Genomic DNA, 15,734 nt, shown 5'->3' on the forward strand with positions numbered 1-15,734 from the left:
GAATCCGGCTCCATGAGAAGAAACGGACTGCACCCATGGCCACGGCATACGGACCGGACACTCGGGACCACCAGCGGTCCGTAGCCGGTTTCGGGGACCCTCCCCCGGCGAAGCACTTCTTCCCGGCCGCGCTGCGCGCACCCTTCGAGGGCAGGACCTGGCGCGAGTTCGGCTATCTGCTGTTGAGCCTGCCCATCGGCGTGGTCCTGTTCAGCCTCTCGATCGCCCTGACGTCGCTGGGCATCGGCCTGCTGATCACCTTCCTCGGGGTTCCGATCCTGGCCGGCGCGCTGGCCATGTGCCGCGGTTTCGGCGCGATGGAGCGGGCCCGGGCGCGCGGGCTGCTGAAGCTGGACGTGGCGGCCCCGGCGCCGGTGCGCGGCAGGACCGGCGGCCTGTTGTCCTGGGTGGGCGCGGTCCTCAAGAGCGGGGTGTCCTGGCGGCATCTGCTCTATGCGCTGCTGCACCTCCCGTGGGCGATCTTCGCCTTCACCGTTTCGCTGACGCTCTGGGTGTCCGGGTGGGCCGCCCTCACCTACCCCCTGTGGCACTGGATCTACCCGACGTACGTGGGGGTCGCCGGCCTACGGCTGTACGGCGACGGCACCCATGACGTCTACCTCAACTCCCCCTTCGACCTGGCTGCGACCAGCGCGTGCGGGCTGATGCTCGTCCTCGTCACGCCGTGGATCATCCGCGGTCTGGCGGGCGTGGACCGGGTGATGGTGTCCGGGCTGCTCGGGCCGTCCCGGCTGGCGACACGCGTCTCCGAGCTTGAGTCGGATCGCGGAGTGGTCGTCGACACGGCCGCCGCCGACCTGCGCCGCATCGAACGCGACCTCCACGACGGCGCACAGGCCCGGCTCGTCGCCCTCGCCATGGACCTGGGCCTGGCGAAGGAGAAGCTCACGAACGACCCCGAGGCCGCCGCCCGCATGGTCGACGAGGCCCACGGCGAGGTCAAGGTCGCCCTCCAGGAACTACGCGACCTCGCCCGCGGCATCCACCCCGCCGTCCTCACCGACCGAGGACTCGACGCCGCACTCTCCGCCATCGCCTCCCGCTGCACCGTCCCCGTGACAGTGGGAGTGGACCTGGCGTCCCGGCCCGCCCAGGCCATCGAGGGAATCGCCTACTTCACGGTCTCCGAGCTGTTGCAGAACGTGAGCAAGCATGCACAAGCGACCCGCGCATCGGTCGACGTGTGGCGGTCGACGGACCGACTGATGCTCCAGGTCACCGACAACGGGCGCGGCGGCGCCGATGTGCCGTCGGGCAGCGGGCTGGCCGGGCTGACCGAGCGGCTGGACGCGGTGGACGGCGTCCTCGTCGTGGATTCCCCGCAGGGCGGACCGACGCGGATCACGGCCGAGCTGCCGTGGCGCGGCTGAGACCCCCCGCACGGAGCCGTGACAGGAACCCCCACCCCCACGGCTCCCCCTCCCTCCCCTCGTCCTCGGCAGCCGTACCGGCTTGAAATCAAGCCCGTACGGCTGCCGAGGACACAGCACTGCCGATACTGGGATGCTGGGACGTCATACGGGCGGGACCAGCGAGCAGTGGGGGATAACAGCGTCATGGTGGAGGACAGGGTGCGGGTGGTCATCGCCGAGGATTCGGTACTGCTTCGGGAGGGGCTCACCCGACTGCTGACCGATCTCGGGCATGACGTCGTGGCCGGGGTGGGGGACGCCGAGGCGCTGATCAAGACGGTGCGTGATCTCGCGGGCCAGGATGCGCTGCCCGATGTGGTGGTCGCCGATGTGCGGATGCCGCCCACCCATACCGACGAGGGCGTGCGGGCGGCCGTGCGGTTGCGCAAGGACTATCCCGGGATCGGGGTACTGGTCCTTTCGCAGTACGTCGAGGAGCGGTACGCGACCGAGCTGCTGGCCGGATCCAGCCGGGGTGTGGGGTATCTGCTCAAGGACCGGGTCGCCGAGGTCCGGGAATTCGTGGACGCGGTGGTCCGGGTGGCGCAGGGCGGGACGGCGCTGGACCCGGAGGTGGTGGCGCAGCTGCTGGGGCGGAGCCGTAAGCAGGACGTCCTGGCCGGGCTGACGCCGCGCGAGCGCGAGGTGCTCGGCCTGATGGCGGAAGGGCGTACGAACTCCGCGGTGGCCAGGCAGTTGATGGTGAGCGACGGCGCCGTGGAGAAGCACGTCAGCAATATCTTCCTGAAGCTGGGCCTGTCTCCCAGCGACGGGGACCACCGCCGGGTGCTGGCGGTGCTGACCTACCTGAACTCCTGAATGACTGACGCCCTGCCAGATGCCTGGTGAAGGTCACCGGGGTCATCACGGGGGCCGGCAACAGCCACCCGGACGGTGGGGGTCCTAGAACCAAAGAATGAGCGCACAGCGTCTTCATCGAATGACTGGGGGGCTTGAGAAACATGACAAACCGGTATCAAATCGCGTCTCAAAACGACGTCCACCATGCGATCGATCCGGGGAAGGCGCCCCTTACCGACGTAGGGTGGGCCTTGGGACCGTCGGCGGGCCGGCCGGTCCCGAGTCGCCGCCCCGAGGGAGGTCCAGTTCAGTGACCAGCCAGGTCAGTAGCCCAGCCGAACAGGCCGATGAGGCCAGCGAGGCGCTCGTCGGGGGGCAGCGTGCCCCCGGCTCCGATCACACGGGCGGCGAGAAGGAGATCCGCCGCCTGGATCGGGTGATCATCCGCTTCGCGGGTGACTCCGGAGACGGTATGCAGCTCACCGGTGACCGGTTCACCTCGGAGACCGCGTCCTTCGGGAACGATCTCTCCACGCTGCCGAACTTCCCCGCCGAGATCCGCGCCCCCGCAGGCACCCTGCCGGGGGTTTCATCGTTCCAGCTGCATTTCGCCGACCACGACATCCTGACGCCGGGCGACGCCCCGAACGTCCTGGTCGCGATGAACCCGGCCGCCCTCAGGGCCAACATCGGCGATGTGCCGCGCGGCGCCGAAATCATCGTCAACACCGATGAGTTCACCAAGCGCCCGATGGCGAAGGTCGGCTACGGGACCAGTCCTCTGGAGGACGGCTCGCTGGAGGCGTACAACGTCCATCCGGTGCCGCTGACCACGCTCACGATCGAAGCGCTGAAGGAGTTCGGGCTCTCCCGCAAGGAGGCGGCGCGCTCGAAGAACATGTTCGCGCTCGGGCTGCTCTCCTGGATGTATCACCGGCCGACCGAGGGAACCGAGGCGTTCCTTCGCGCCAAGTTCGCGAAGAAGCCGCAGATCGCCGAGGCGAACGTGACCGCGTTCCGGGCCGGGTGGAATTTCGGGGAGACGACGGAGGACTTCGCGGTCAGCTACGAGGTGGCGCCCGCCTCGCAGGCCTTCCCGACGGGCACGTACCGCAGCATCTCCGGGAACCTGGCGCTGTCCTACGGGCTGATCGCCGCGGGCCGGCAGGCGGATCTGCCGCTCTACCTGGGCTCGTACCCGATCACTCCGGCCTCCGACATCCTGCACGAGCTCAGCAAGCACAAGAACTTCGGTGTACGCACCTTCCAGGCCGAGGACGAGATCGCGGGCATCGGTGCCGCGCTGGGCGCCGCGTTCGGCGGATCGCTCGCGGTGACGACGACGTCCGGGCCCGGGGTGGCCCTGAAGTCGGAGACCATCGGGCTCGCCGTCTCCCTCGAACTGCCACTGATCGTCATCGACATCCAGCGCGGCGGACCGTCCACCGGCCTGCCCACCAAGACCGAGCAGGCCGATCTGCTCCAGGCGATGTACGGGCGCAACGGCGAGGCCCCGGTCCCGATCGTGGCCCCCAAGACCCCGGCGGACTGCTTCGACGCCGCGCTCGACGCCGCCCGGATCGCGCTGACGTACCGCACCCCGGTCTTCCTGCTGTCGGACGGCTATCTCGCCAACGGCTCCGAGCCGTGGAAGATCCCCGAGGTCGACGACCTCCCCGACCTGCGCGTCCAATTCGCCACCGGACCGAACCATGAACTGGCCGACGGCACCGAGGTGTTCTGGCCGTACAAGCGCGACCCGCAGAGCCTGGCCCGGCCGTGGGCCGTCCCCGGCACCCCCGGTCTCGAACACCGCATCGGCGGCATCGAGAAGCAGGACGGCAGCGGCAACATCTCCTACGACCCCGCGAACCACGACTTCATGGTCCGCACCCGTCAGGCAAAGATCGACGGCATCGAGGTCCCCGACATCGAGGTCGACGACCCGTCCGAGGCGCGGACGCTCGTCCTGGGCTGGGGCTCCACCTACGGCCCCATCACCGCCGCCGTCCGCCGGCTGCGCGCCGCCGGAGAGCCCATCGCCCAGGCCCATCTGCGCAACCTCAACCCCTTCCCGAGGAATCTCGGCGAGGTGCTGAAGCGCTACGACAAGGTGGTCGTGCCGGAGATGAACCTCGGCCAGCTGGCTACGCTCATCCGCGCCAAGTACCTCGTCGACGCGCGCAGTTACAACCAGGTCAACGGTATGCCGTTCAAGGCCGAGCAGCTTGCGACGGCTCTCAAGGAGGCCATCGATGCCTGACACCAATGAACTCCTGCAGCTGGTACCCAAGGCCGAGGCCAAGCAGTCCATGAAGGACTTCAAGTCCGACCAGGAAGTGCGCTGGTGCCCCGGCTGCGGTGACTACGCGGTCCTCGCCGCCGTGCAGGGCTTCATGCCCGAGCTCGAGCTGGCGAAGGAGAACATCGTCTTCGTCTCCGGCATCGGCTGCAGCTCCCGCTTCCCGTACTACATGAACACCTACGGGATGCACTCGATCCATGGCCGCGCCCCGGCCATCGCCACCGGTCTCGCCTCCTCCCGCCGCGACCTGTCCGTCTGGGTCGTCACGGGTGACGGCGACGCGCTGTCCATCGGCGGCAACCACCTCATCCACGCACTGCGCCGCAATGTGAACCTCAAGATCCTGCTCTTCAACAACCGGATCTACGGGCTCACCAAGGGCCAGTACTCCCCCACCTCCGAAGTCGGCAAGATCACCAAGTCGACGCCGATGGGCTCGCTCGACGCCCCCTTCAACCCGGTGTCCCTGGCCATCGGCGCGGAAGCGTCCTTCGTCGCCCGTACGATCGACTCCGACCGCAAGCACCTCACCAGTGTGCTGCGCGCGGCGGCCGACCACCCGGGCACGGCGCTGGTGGAGATCTACCAGAACTGCAACATCTTCAACGACGGCGCCTTCGAGGCCCTCAAGGACAAGGACCAGGCGCAGAACGCGGTCATCCGGCTGGAGCACGGGCAGCCGATCCTCTTCGGCGCGGACAACGACAAGGGCGTCGTACGCGACCCGGCCACCGGCGACCTCAAGGTCGTCGCGGTCACCGAGGAGAACCGGTCGCAGATCCTCGTCCACGATGCCCACGCCGCCAGCCCCACCACGGCCTTCGCACTGTCCCGGCTCGCCGACCCCGACACCCTGCACCAGACCCCCATCGGGGTGCTGCGCAGCGTCGACCGGCCGGTCTACGACACGCAGATGGCCGAACAGCTCGACACCGCCGTCGAGAGAGACGGCAAGGGCGACCTGGCCGCGCTGCTCGCAGGCAACGACAACTGGACGGTCGTCGGCTAGCGGACCCCCCTCAGGGGTATGTCGAATCGCCGTACGGGCTGAATTTCGGCCGTACGGCGATTGCGGGCCGGGGCGCAACTCCGCTCCCTCGCACCCAAAGGGCCCATGTCATGACCGTATGACGATACGGCTATGACATGGGCCCTCCCGGCGTTACCGTCGTGCAGTCGGCGGAGCAGTTGACACAGACATACCGGGAGGGCCCGTGAAGGGGACAAATGAACAGCGGGCCGGGCTGCTGTCCGGTATCGGCGCCTACGGCCTGTGGGGCATCGTCCCGCTGTTCTGGCCACTGCTGAAGCCCGCCGGCGCGCTCGAGATCCTCGCCCATCGCATGGTCTGGTGCCTCGGGGTCGTCGGCATCGCACTGCTGGTGCTGCGCCGCTGGTCCTGGATCGGCGAGCTGATACGGCAGCCGAAGAAGCTCGGCCTGATATCGGTCGCCGCAGCGGTGATCACGGTCAACTGGGGTCTGTACATCTGGTCCGTGAACAACGGCCAGGTCGTCGAGGCGTCGCTCGGCTACTTCATCAATCCGCTGGTCACCATCGCCATGGGCGTCCTGGTTCTCGGTGAACGGCTGCGCCCCTCGCAGTGGGTGGCGGTCGGCACCGGTGTCGCGGCGGTGCTGGTGCTGGCGATCGGCTACGGACAGCCGCCGTGGATCTCGTTGTCGCTGGCATTCTCCTTCGCGACGTACGGCCTGGTGAAGAAGCAGGTCGACATGGGCGGCCTGGAGTCGCTCGCCGCCGAGACCGCCGTGATGTTCGTGCCCGCGCTCGGCTATCTGCTGTGGCTGGGCGCCCAGGGTGGTTCGACGTTCACCTCCGAAGGCTTCGGTCATGCCGCGCTGCTGGCCGCGACGGGTGTCGTCACGGCTGCACCGCTCGTCCTGTTCGGGGCGGCGGCAATCCGCGTGCCCCTCTCCACACTGGGCCTGTTGCAGTATCTGGCGCCGGTCTTCCAGTTCATCCTCGGCATCGTGTACTTCCACGAGGAGATGCCGCCGGAGCGGTGGGCCGGATTCGGCCTGGTGTGGCTGGCGCTCACCCTGCTGACGTGGGACGCGTTCCGGACAGCGCGGCGAACGAGGGCGCAGGCGCAGGCCCGTGCGGCGCAGTCTGCAGCCCATGCTTCGCGGCAGGCACCGTCGGCCGGGGATTCCGCTTCGCCCTCGTCGGCCGCAACCCCAACACAGTGACCAGCACCTTCCGCCGCCACTGGGGCGAGATCGCGATGGCGCACACCGCCTACGACGCCCGCGAGGCCGCGGACACACAACTTAAGTTACCGGGTTGCTTTTTTACCTCGGTTACATTTTCCTGGGTGCCCACGGAACCGCAACCGAGGAGCCCTCATGGTCGCAATCACCCCCACCACCCAGGTACTGATCGTCGGCTCGGGCCCGACCGGCCTGACCCTGGCCTGCGATCTGGCCCGGCGCTCCATCGACGTACGGATCATCGACAAGTCCCCCGACTTTCCCCGTAGTTCACGGGCCAAGGGCCCCAATCCCCGCTCCCTGGAGGTCCTGGAGGACCTCGGCGTCATCGACAGGGTCCTCGCCGCGGGCTCGGCGTGGCCGCCCATGCGCAAGTACCGCAACGGGCTGCCGATCACCGACACCGACCCGTTCGAGGCATGGCACCCGACACCGGACGTTCCGTACGGCCGACCGTGGCTGATCACCCAGTGGCGACTGGAGGAGATCCTGCGGGATCGCCTGGCGGAGTACGGCGTGTACGTCGAACTCGACTCGGAGGCAACCGAGTTGACGGAGCGGAGCCACTCGGTGACCGTCGCGCTCGCCGACGGCCGGAGCATCGAGGCACGCTATGTGGTGGGCTGCGACGGCGGCCACAGCCCGGTACGCAAAATGCTCGGCGTCCCGTTCGAGGGGAAGACGACCGAGGAGCAGACGATGGTCTGCGGGGACGTGGAGGCGGACGGTCTCGACCGCGGCTGCTGGCACCAGTGGTTCGACGAGGACGGCGCCGTGCTGCTGTGCCCGATCCCGGGTACGCGGTCGGGCTGGTGGTTCCAAGCGGGGCCGGAGCGGGACCGGGAGGGCGCCCCCGTGCCGCCCTCGCTGGAGAGCTTCCGCCGGCTCTTCGCCAGGCACACCGGGCTGCCGGGCACCCAGCTGTCGCAGGCCACCCTGCTGTCCACGTACCGGGTCAACGAGCGCATGGCCGACCGCTACCGAGTGGGCCGTGTACTGCTGGCCGGGGACGCCGCGCATGTGCACGCCATCGCGGGCGGACTGGGCATGAACACCGGGATCCAGGACGCGTTCAACCTGGGCTGGAAGCTCGCCCGGGTCGTCACCGGCCAGGCGGATCCCGGCCTGCTGGACACGTACGAGGAGGAGCGGCTGCCCGTGGCCTCCTGGACGCTCGACATCGCCTCCGAGCGGCTGCGGGTCACGCTCGACGCGATCGCGCGGCCGGGTGGCGGCCTGGACGCGGTGGTCACGAGGGACACCACGGGCCTGGGTCTGGGCTACCACTGGAGCTCGCTCTCCCCCGCAGGCTCCACCACCCGCCTGCGGGCGGGCGACCGCGCCCCGGACGCCCCCTGCCGCAATGCCAGAACGGGCGCTCCGACCCGCCTCTTCGAGGCGTTCGCCGGACCGCACTTCACCCTGCTGGGCTTCGGCCCGGGCTCGGCGGAGACACTCCGGGCGGCGGAGGCGGCGTACGGCGACGCGGTGCGGGCGTACGGGGTGGATGCGCGAGCACGGCACGACCTGACCGACGACGCAGGTCACGCCCGCTCGGCGTACGGCATCGAAACGGGCGCCGACACCCTCGTCCTGGTCCGCCCGGACAACCACGTGGGACTGATCGCACCGGCCGAGGACGGTCGGGCCTTCGTGGACTACCTGGATCACCTCGGCGGTACGGCATTCAGGCGGCTTTGAACGCGACACGGTCGACAATCCCAGAACTACCAGAAGCTTATATTTTCCTGACATGTCATGAGTCGATCCATGCACACGTCGGGGAGCTCCCGCGTATTTCTGCGCACCGCCACAGCGGCCCTGTCCACGCTGTCCTTCCTCCTCTGCGGAGCCTCGCGCACCGCACACACGGACGACAGAGTGGAGCGGGTCCACCCGCCCTGCCTCGAATCCCTGCACCCGGGCGGGGCGGTCGATGTCCGCCATATCGACCGCACGATCGCCACATACCGCATCCACAGCATCGAGAAGTACCCGGGGAGGCACTTCGTCCGCACCGTCGCCCACGCCCCCGCGTAGGGGCCTCGCGGGGCTTACCCGGGCTCTGGGCAGTCGGTCGCATACGGGGGTCGGCTGTCACGTTCGCACACAGGGGGGCCTCTCCTCAGTCAGTCGCGGACTGCCGGGCGCGGCGGGCCCGTACCTTGTGGAGGTTTCCGCAGCGCTCCATCGCGCACCAACGCCGCCTGCCCGGCCGCGAGGTGTCAACGAAGAGCAACTTGCAGCTCTCGGAGCCGCATTCGCGGACGCGGTCGGCGTACGGACTGGTGAACAGCTCCACCGCGTCGCGGGCGACGCTCGACAGAAGGGCCGTTCCGGTGGCGTCCGGAGCCCAGGCGAAGGTGCCGGAGTCGATGTCGACACGAGGGACGAGCGGGGGCTCAGCCGCCGCGGCGTTCACCGTGGCGAGGTCGGCCGGGGCGAGGGGGCGGTCGTGTGCGCGGGCTGTGGCCAGGTTCCAGAGCGCGGCGCGCAGCTCGTGCGTCCGCCGCAGCTCCTCCGTGCTCACCGAAAGAGGCAGGCCGTCCGGCAACCGGCTCTCGCCCGCCCATCGCACCAGGTCGGCGGGGGTGTGCAGCACCTCGTACGCCGCGTACCGCGCATACCCGCCGGTGGGCAGCAACTCCAGGCACAGGGCGCCGGGATCGAAGCGATAGGGGCGCCCTTCCGGTGTCCGGAGGGTCAGTCCCGGCGCACCCGTTGCCGAGTCGTTCATGTAACCACCATAAAAGGTTTCCATGACCCTGCACTGGAAACTCGTCATCGACTCGGCCGACCCGCACGCCCAGGCCGCCTTCTGGGCCGAGGCCCTCGGCTACCTGGTCGAGGACAACAGCGCCATGATCGAACGGCTGTTGGACCTCGGGGCGGCACCGGAAGCGGCGACGGTGCTGGTCGACGGTCGCCGGGCGTGGTGCGACCTCGTGGCGGTCCGGCACCCGGACGATCCGTACGAGGCGGAGAGCGGAATAGGGCTCGGGCGACGGCTGCTGTTCCAGCGCGTACCGGAAACCAAGACGGTGAACCGCCTCCACCTAGACGTACACGCGGGCCCGGAGCGACGCGAGGAAGAAGTGACGCGCCTGGAGGGGCTGGGCGCGACGGCGCTCCGCAGGGTCGAGGAACCGGGGGGCACCTGGGCCCTTCTCGCCGACCCCGAGGGCAATGAGTTCTGCGTCCATTAGCCTCGACGGGGGCAGCGGTACGGGATTCACCGTTGCGGCCGGGCGCGTCGGTTGATGAGCGTGGAGCGGAGCCACCGCACGGTTTTCCGCCGGACGCCGATTGCGGACAACTACGCGTACTGTCAAAGGACTTGGCGCCACACCGGAGCCGTCAGGGCATTGCATTCGGACGGCACACAGGGCGGTACCGGGAAGCGCGAACGGCAGAAGGACGACGTGCGGTTGCTGCGCTGCGTCAGTTACAGGGCGCGGAGTAGGAACTCATCACGGACCCCTTGAATGAAGGGTGTTCGCCCGTCACCTGTCAACGCGGAGGCGGTGGAAGCACACGCACCCGAGGCAGATCTCCTTAGGCTTGATCCATGCCCATCCCACCCGCATATGCCCTCGTCGCCACGGACCTGGACGGCACCCTGCTGCGCCGCGACGACACCGTGAGCCCCCGCACCCGCGCCGCGCTCGCCCTGGCCGCACAGGCCGGGGCGCGGCATCTCGTGGTCACCGGGCGGCCCGTGCCCGGCATACGGGGTCTGCTCGCCGAGCTGGGCTACCGGGGGCCGGCGGTCTGCGGGCAGGGGACTCAGTTGTACGACGCCGGGTCCGGGCGGATGGTGCGGGCGGTCACCCTGGACCCGGAGGCGGCCGACACCGCGCTCGGCAAGATCGAGGCCCAGGTGGGCCCGGTCTTCGCGGCCGTGGACCAGGACGGGGCCGAGGGCCGGACACTGATCGAGCCGGGGTATCGGATGCCCCATCCCACACTCCCCGCCCAACGGACTCGGCATCGCCATGAGTTGTGGTCCACGCCCGTCATCAAGGTGCTCATCCGGCACCCGGAGCTCACGGACGACGCGCTGGCCGAGGCGGCCCGTACGGCGGTCGGCGATCTCGCCTCCGTCACGCTCTCCGGCCCCGGCACCGTCGAACTTCAGCCGTACGGCGTCGACAAGGGGACCGGCCTCGCGCAGGCCGCCGAGTTCCTGGGCGTGGAAGCGGACACCACGATCGCCTTCGGCGACATGCCCAACGACCTTCCGATGTTCCGCACAGCCGGTTACGGCGTCGCCATGGCCAACGCTCATCCGGATCTTCGGGCCGCGGCGGACGAGGTGACCACGTCGAACGAGGGCGACGGGGTCGCGAAGGTGCTGGAGCGGGTGTACGGATCACGGTGATTGATCATCCGGAGGATGATTCTCGGCCGTTCCCACCCTCCGGCGGGAGCACGTCCGGCACCTCCGGCACCTCCGGAACTTCCGGCACCTCCGGCACTCCCGGCACTTCCGGCACTTCCGGCACTCCCGGCACTTCCTGTGCCCCCAACGCCCGCAGCACATGTGCCACCAATGCCCTGACCGTCTCCTCGTCCTGCATCGGCTTGCGCAGCACATGGCGGTAGTACACCGGCCCGTACAGCATCTCCACCGCCGGCCAAAGGTCTGCGCCCGGCGGGATCTGCCCCTGCTCCTGGGCCCGGCGCAGGCGGGCGACCGCCTGTTCGAAGCGGGGGTCGACCAGCTTCGTCCTGACCGTTTCCGCGAGTGCGTCGTCGTGGTGAACCTCGGAGAGAATCCCGGCGTACGCGGGGCCGAAGGGCGGCGTGGAGAGCAGCTTCACCGCGCCCATCACATTGGCCCGCAGGTCGGCGGCGATGTCGCCGGTGTCGGCGAACGGCGTCGTGCCGACCAGCGCGTCGGTGAACGCCTCCAGCATCACCGCGCTCTTTGACGGCCACCAGCGGTAGATCGTCTTCTTGCTGACACCCGCTCTGGCCGCGATGGCCTCGACGGTGACGCGGCCGTACCCCTTCTCCGTGCACAGTTCGAGGGCGGCTTCCAGGGTCGCCCGTCGTGATCTCTCGCTGCGACGCAGTGAACTCGGCGATGTGATCATTCGGTGAGCATAGGCGTATTTGAGCCAATCCTTGTTGACAGTTCATCGCCAGAAGTCGAACAATACTGAGGCGGAAACGGAACGTGCCGTGTCGTGTCGTTCTGCTGTTCGCACCGTTCGTGCCGTTCGTGCCGCGACGAGCCGATCGGGGGACGGCTCGCCCGGCCGACGGCACGGGGACACCGCGCCGCGCGTCAGGCGGTGATGTCCTTAGCCGTGAAGCGGGCCCAGGCCGCCGAACCGAACACCGCCGCGTACAAGCCCTGAAGGCCCAGGTTCTTGACCACCTCGTCCCAGTAGAGCGGGTCGCGCAGCAGGTCCGCGTACGACATCCAGTAGTGCGGGAAGAGATACGGGTGGATGCCGCTCAACTGCGGGATCGTGTCCACGATCTGCACGGTGATCAGCATTCCCACGGTCGCGGCCATGGCCGCGATCCCGCTGCTGGTGAGGGTCGAGATGAACAGGCCGATCGCCGCGAATCCGATCAGTGACGCCGCGACCACCACCGCGGTCAGCCCGGCCCGCAGCAGCCCTTCGCCGAAGCTGATCCGGGTCCCCGAGATGGTCGTGACCTCACCGACGGGGAAGAGCAGCGCGCCCACGGCGAGCGCCGAGACCGCCACGACCAGGGTCGCGAGCAGGCAGAACGTGAGCACGGAGGCGTACTTCGCCAGCAACAGCCGGGTCCGGCCCGCCGGGGCGACCAGCAGATAGCGCAGCGTGCCGGCGTTGGCCTCACCCGCGACCGAGTCTCCCGCGACGACCCCGACGGCCATCGGGAGGAAAACCGGGAGCGTCACGGCGAGGGCCGCGAAGACCAGGAAAAGGCCGTTGTTGGTGACCTGGGAGAGGAACGCGGGGCCTCCCCCACCACCGCTCGGTCCGGGCGACGAGCCGTCGTCCGTCTCGATCTTCACCGCGATCCCGATCAGTACGGGGACCGCGGCCAGCACCCCGAGCAGCGCCAGGGTGCGCCAGCGGCGGAGTGTGGTGGTCAGTTCGGAGCGGAGGATTCCGAAGGTCCACAGCGGGTTGCGTGCCCTGCCCGCGCCTACGAGTGCGAATTCAGCCTGCGACATCGAAACCCTCTCCGGTGAGTGCGACAAAGGCATCCTCCAACGAGGCCCGTTCGACGCCGAAGGACCGCAGGCGTACGCCGGCGTGCACCAGCGCCGCGCTGAGGTCCGCGAGTTCGACGTCGCCCGGCGGGGCCTCGGCGCTCACCCGGTCGCCGTCGACCGTGATGCCGGTGACGCCCAGTTCCTTGAGGACTCGGGCGGCGTCGCCCGGGTCGGGGGTGGTGACGGCCAATCGGCCGCGGGCGCCCGCCGCCAGCTCCGCGACCGGTCCCTGGGTGATCAGCCGTCCCCTGGCCATCACCGCGGCATGGGTGCAGACCTGCTCGATCTCGTCGAGGAGGTGGGAGGAGAGGAAGACGGTGGTGCCCTCCGCCGCCAGTTCCCTGACCAGGGTGCGGATCTCACGCATGCCCTGCGGGTCCAAGCCGTTGGTCGGCTCGTCGAGCACGAGCAGGCGGCGCGGCTGGAGCAGGGCAGCGGCGAGACCGAGGCGCTGCTTCATGCCGAGCGAGTACGCCTTGGCCTTCTTGCCGGCCGCAGCGGCCAGCCCCACCCGGTCCAGGGCCTGCCCTACCCGGGCTCGGCGGGTGCGTGGATCAGCGGTCGGGTCGGCGGAGTCGTAGCGCAGCAGATTGTCCCGGCCGCTCAGGAAGCCGTACAGCGCGGGCCCCTCGATCAAGGCCCCGACCTGCGGGAGTACGGAGCGGGCCGCGTCCGGCATGGGATGGCCGAGGACCTGCGCCGTGCCGGACGTCGGGTCGATCAGGCCCATCAACATCCGGATGGTCGTGGTCTTCCCGGAGCCGTTGGGGCCGAGGAAACCGAAGACGCTGCCGCCGGGAACGCTGAGGTCGAGGCCGTCGACGGCGAGCTGGCCGCCGCGGTACCGCTTGGTGAGGCCCCGTGTCTCGATCACGGCCCCGGGCTCGGCCACCGCCCTCGGCTCGGTCACGGTCCCGGGCTCTGTCACGGTCACAGGTTCTGTCATGCGTACTCCCCCATGGGTCGGGTAAGGCCTGTCCGGCGGATCAGGACCATCAGCACCTGGACAGGGCGCGTCCGGTGCGGTGTGTCGCAAGGCGTCGTGCCGGACGTCGCGGCCTCGGCCGTGGCCCACCGGACAGGGCTGGAGGGGTCCGCCCCGCCGTACGGAGGGTACGGCGGGGCGGGTGGACGATGCCGGGAAGCGCGACGCGCAGGGGCGTCAGGCGGCGTTGTCGGCCGCCTTGACCAGTGCGTCCGGCGTGACCGCGCCGACGTACAGCTTGCCGTCGTCCGTCATCAGCGCGTTGACCAGGCGGGTCTTGAGGACCGTGCCCGAGCCGAACTCGCCGGAGACCTTGTCGCCCAGGGAGTCCAGGAACTGCTGCGCCTCGGCCGGTACGTCACCCGAGTCCTTCGAGGGGAGTCCGGTGCCGCCCGGGGTCCTGATCTCGGCGATCGCGTTCCAGCCCTCGCCGATGACCTTCGTGTCCTTGGCGCCCCGGCCCCCGGCGCCCAGTTCCTCGGCGCCCGGGAACATGCCCAGCCCCTCGGCCCCGTCGGCCTTCGCTTGCGCCTTCGCGTCGTCGGCCTCGGTCACCTCGGCACCCTTGGGCGGAGTGAACGTGAACGAGGAGGCGGCCGGCTTCGCGAAGTCGACCGTGGTGAATCCGGCGTCGACGACGGCCTTGCCACCGCTGCTCGGAAGCAGCGTGAACTTCAGCGGCACGCCGTTCTTCGCGTCGACCGCGACCGTGACCGAACCGATCGTGGAGCCGCTCTGCTTGGGCTTGATGAGCAGCTTGTACGCGTCACGTCCGGCGACCTGCGCCGTGCCGTCGACCGTCACCGAGGTGGTGGGGCCTGCGGCCTTCAGGGCCTGCTCGGCAAGCGCCTTCGGCGTGGTCGGCACGCCCTCGGGGACCGGGGTCGAGTGCCCGGACTTCTTCCCGCTCCGGTCCTCGGTGGCGTGGTAGGCCTGGTTGGTCCCGCTGTCGTACGCCCAGACCTGATCACCGTTGTGGATCAGGCTGTACTCCGCCGCCTTCTCCAGGATCGACACCCGCCGCTTGTCGGGGCCGTCGGCGGCCACCCGCAGGGTGTGCGTGCCGGACGCCAGCTCCGTCATCTTCGTCTGCGGGTCGGCGGTCGAATCGCCCTTGCCGCCGCTGCTGTCGCTGCCGGCCGGGGCGAAGGAGCCGGCCAGACCGTCGAGCGACGGGATGCCGAGGTCCGTGCTGATCTTCACCGTGCCGGAAAGCTGCTGGGTGTCCGAAGCGGCGATCTTCTCGATGAGCTGCTGTGCGGTGATCTCCGGCAGATCGGGGTCGCCGGTGCTCGCGAGCGCCGGGACGAGCCCGATCGTCCCGGCCGCCACTCCCGCCACCGCGAACGGGACGATGTAGCGCGCCGCCTTTCGACGGCCGACGGCGGTGCCCCCGGTCCCGCCGTTGCTCTCTACGCTGTCGTTCGGTGCCATGTGTCCTACCTCCGTGGTCGGCGGCTTCCGTCCGGATGCACTCGTCCACTCCGTGCCGCCATTCTCACCGATTTGGTCAGGAGTGGTTGTTCTCCATCCGACCAAATCGACGGTGCGAAAGCGTCACTCCCGGGGAGCAACTCCGCCTACCTCTTCGGTATGACGCCACCCGGGCAGATCCCTCCCGTCCCGTAGGGGTGGGGGTGACGGGGCACGCGTTCGGGCATGGGCGCCCCCGATCCCAGGACCGCCACAGCAGCCGGGGCGGGCCAGGCACAGAACCGCGACACACACCCGCCAATCGGGTCACGGCGCGGGGAGA

At 69.4% G+C, this 15,734-nt stretch carries 13 protein-coding genes and 1 pseudogene; 9 read left to right on the forward strand and 5 right to left on the reverse strand.

Features of this window, described 5'->3' with window-relative positions:
* Positions 1–35: 35 nt before the first annotated feature.
* From ACZ3IC_RS13570 to ACZ3IC_RS13600, 7 genes are all read left to right on the forward strand, one after another.
* Positions 36–1,391 (forward strand): sensor histidine kinase, encoded by a 1,356-nt coding sequence (locus tag ACZ3IC_RS13570; RefSeq protein ID WP_467415694.1) that lies wholly within the window; start codon positions 36–38, stop codon positions 1,389–1,391.
* 186 nt (positions 1,392–1,577) lie between these two features.
* Positions 1,578–2,252, forward strand: a complete 675-nt coding sequence (locus tag ACZ3IC_RS13575; protein WP_467415695.1) for a LuxR C-terminal-related transcriptional regulator — start codon at positions 1,578–1,580, stop codon at positions 2,250–2,252.
* A 292-nt stretch (positions 2,253–2,544) separates the two neighbouring features.
* Positions 2,545–4,497, forward strand: coding sequence for a 2-oxoacid:acceptor oxidoreductase subunit alpha (locus ACZ3IC_RS13580; RefSeq protein WP_467415698.1), 1,953 nt, complete (start codon positions 2,545–2,547; stop codon positions 4,495–4,497).
* A complete protein-coding gene (locus tag ACZ3IC_RS13585; RefSeq protein WP_467415700.1) occupies positions 4,490–5,548 on the forward strand; it encodes a 2-oxoacid:ferredoxin oxidoreductase subunit beta in 1,059 nt (352 codons plus the stop codon). Before ACZ3IC_RS13580 ends, ACZ3IC_RS13585 begins: the two co-directional genes overlap by 8 nt.
* 205 nt (positions 5,549–5,753) lie before the next feature.
* On the forward strand, positions 5,754–6,749 hold the full coding sequence (gene rarD / locus ACZ3IC_RS13590; protein ID WP_467415701.1) for an EamA family transporter RarD: 996 nt from the start codon (positions 5,754–5,756) through the stop codon (positions 6,747–6,749).
* A 156-nt stretch (positions 6,750–6,905) separates the two neighbouring features.
* Positions 6,906–8,471: an FAD-dependent monooxygenase gene (locus ACZ3IC_RS13595; RefSeq protein ID WP_467415704.1), complete on the forward strand. Its 1,566-nt coding sequence runs from the start codon at positions 6,906–6,908 to the stop codon at positions 8,469–8,471.
* A 69-nt stretch (positions 8,472–8,540) separates the two neighbouring features.
* Positions 8,541–8,810 (forward strand): hypothetical protein, encoded by a 270-nt coding sequence (locus tag ACZ3IC_RS13600; RefSeq protein WP_467415705.1) that lies wholly within the window; start codon positions 8,541–8,543, stop codon positions 8,808–8,810.
* 85 nt (positions 8,811–8,895) lie between these two features.
* Here the strand turns inward: ACZ3IC_RS13600 and ACZ3IC_RS13605 are convergent, their stop codons facing one another.
* Positions 8,896–9,507: a CGNR zinc finger domain-containing protein gene (locus ACZ3IC_RS13605; RefSeq protein WP_467415706.1), complete on the reverse strand. Its 612-nt coding sequence runs from the start codon at positions 9,505–9,507 to the stop codon at positions 8,896–8,898.
* A gap of 22 nt (positions 9,508–9,529) precedes the next feature.
* Between ACZ3IC_RS13605 and ACZ3IC_RS13610 the strand changes: the two genes are divergently transcribed.
* Both ACZ3IC_RS13610 and ACZ3IC_RS13615 read left to right on the forward strand, forming a co-directional pair.
* Positions 9,530–9,976 carry a VOC family protein gene (locus tag ACZ3IC_RS13610; protein WP_467415708.1) on the forward strand — a complete coding sequence of 149 codons (447 nt, stop codon included), beginning with the start codon at positions 9,530–9,532 and terminating at the stop codon, positions 9,974–9,976.
* A 362-nt stretch (positions 9,977–10,338) separates the two neighbouring features.
* Complete coding sequence (locus ACZ3IC_RS13615; RefSeq protein WP_467415709.1) at positions 10,339–11,151, forward strand: HAD family hydrolase; 813 nt, start codon at positions 10,339–10,341, stop codon at positions 11,149–11,151.
* Between the two features lie 139 nt (positions 11,152–11,290).
* On the opposite strand, the pseudogene ACZ3IC_RS13620 reads toward ACZ3IC_RS13615, so the two are convergent.
* The 4 genes and pseudogenes from ACZ3IC_RS13620 to ACZ3IC_RS13635 form a co-directional block, all read right to left on the reverse strand.
* Positions 11,291–11,869, reverse strand: a pseudogene (locus ACZ3IC_RS13620) (TetR/AcrR family transcriptional regulator); the annotation flags it as partial.
* Positions 11,870–12,063: 194 nt separating this feature from the next.
* On the reverse strand, positions 12,064–12,951 hold the full coding sequence (locus tag ACZ3IC_RS13625) for an ABC transporter permease (RefSeq protein ID WP_467415712.1): 888 nt from the start codon (positions 12,949–12,951) through the stop codon (positions 12,064–12,066).
* Positions 12,938–13,939 (reverse strand): ABC transporter ATP-binding protein, encoded by a 1,002-nt coding sequence (locus tag ACZ3IC_RS13630; protein WP_467415714.1) that lies wholly within the window; start codon positions 13,937–13,939, stop codon positions 12,938–12,940. The genes ACZ3IC_RS13625 and ACZ3IC_RS13630 overlap by 14 nt, the downstream gene beginning before the upstream one ends.
* A 216-nt stretch (positions 13,940–14,155) precedes the next feature.
* Complete coding sequence (locus tag ACZ3IC_RS13635; RefSeq protein WP_467415715.1) at positions 14,156–15,412, reverse strand: LolA family protein; 1,257 nt, start codon at positions 15,410–15,412, stop codon at positions 14,156–14,158.
* Positions 15,413–15,734 lie beyond the last annotated feature (322 nt).

It is taken from the genome of Streptomyces sp. NPDC002958 (assembly GCF_055563255.1).

What these genes read in the sequence shown, in the direction of transcription:
- ACZ3IC_RS13595 (WP_467415704.1), top strand. Translation starts at nt 6,906, where the DNA reads ATGGTCGCAATCACCCCCACCACCCAGGTACTGATCGTCGGCTCGGGC.
- ACZ3IC_RS13615 (WP_467415709.1), top strand. Translation starts at nt 10,339, where the DNA reads ATGCCCATCCCACCCGCATATGCCCTCGTCGCCACGGACCTGGACGGC.
- ACZ3IC_RS13575 (WP_467415695.1), top strand. Translation starts at nt 1,578, where the DNA reads ATGGTGGAGGACAGGGTGCGGGTGGTCATCGCCGAGGATTCGGTACTG.
- ACZ3IC_RS13605 (WP_467415706.1), bottom strand. Translation starts at nt 9,507, where the DNA reads ATGAACGACTCGGCAACGGGTGCGCCGGGACTGACCCTCCGGACACCG.
- ACZ3IC_RS13570 (WP_467415694.1), top strand. Translation starts at nt 36, where the DNA reads ATGGCCACGGCATACGGACCGGACACTCGGGACCACCAGCGGTCCGTA.
- ACZ3IC_RS13630 (WP_467415714.1), bottom strand. Translation starts at nt 13,939, where the DNA reads ATGACAGAACCTGTGACCGTGACAGAGCCCGGGACCGTGACCGAGCCG.
- ACZ3IC_RS13610 (WP_467415708.1), top strand. Translation starts at nt 9,530, where the DNA reads ATGACCCTGCACTGGAAACTCGTCATCGACTCGGCCGACCCGCACGCC.
- ACZ3IC_RS13585 (WP_467415700.1), top strand. Translation starts at nt 4,490, where the DNA reads ATGCCTGACACCAATGAACTCCTGCAGCTGGTACCCAAGGCCGAGGCC.
- ACZ3IC_RS13600 (WP_467415705.1), top strand. Translation starts at nt 8,541, where the DNA reads ATGCACACGTCGGGGAGCTCCCGCGTATTTCTGCGCACCGCCACAGCG.
- ACZ3IC_RS13635 (WP_467415715.1), bottom strand. Translation starts at nt 15,412, where the DNA reads ATGGCACCGAACGACAGCGTAGAGAGCAACGGCGGGACCGGGGGCACC.
- ACZ3IC_RS13625 (WP_467415712.1), bottom strand. Translation starts at nt 12,951, where the DNA reads ATGTCGCAGGCTGAATTCGCACTCGTAGGCGCGGGCAGGGCACGCAAC.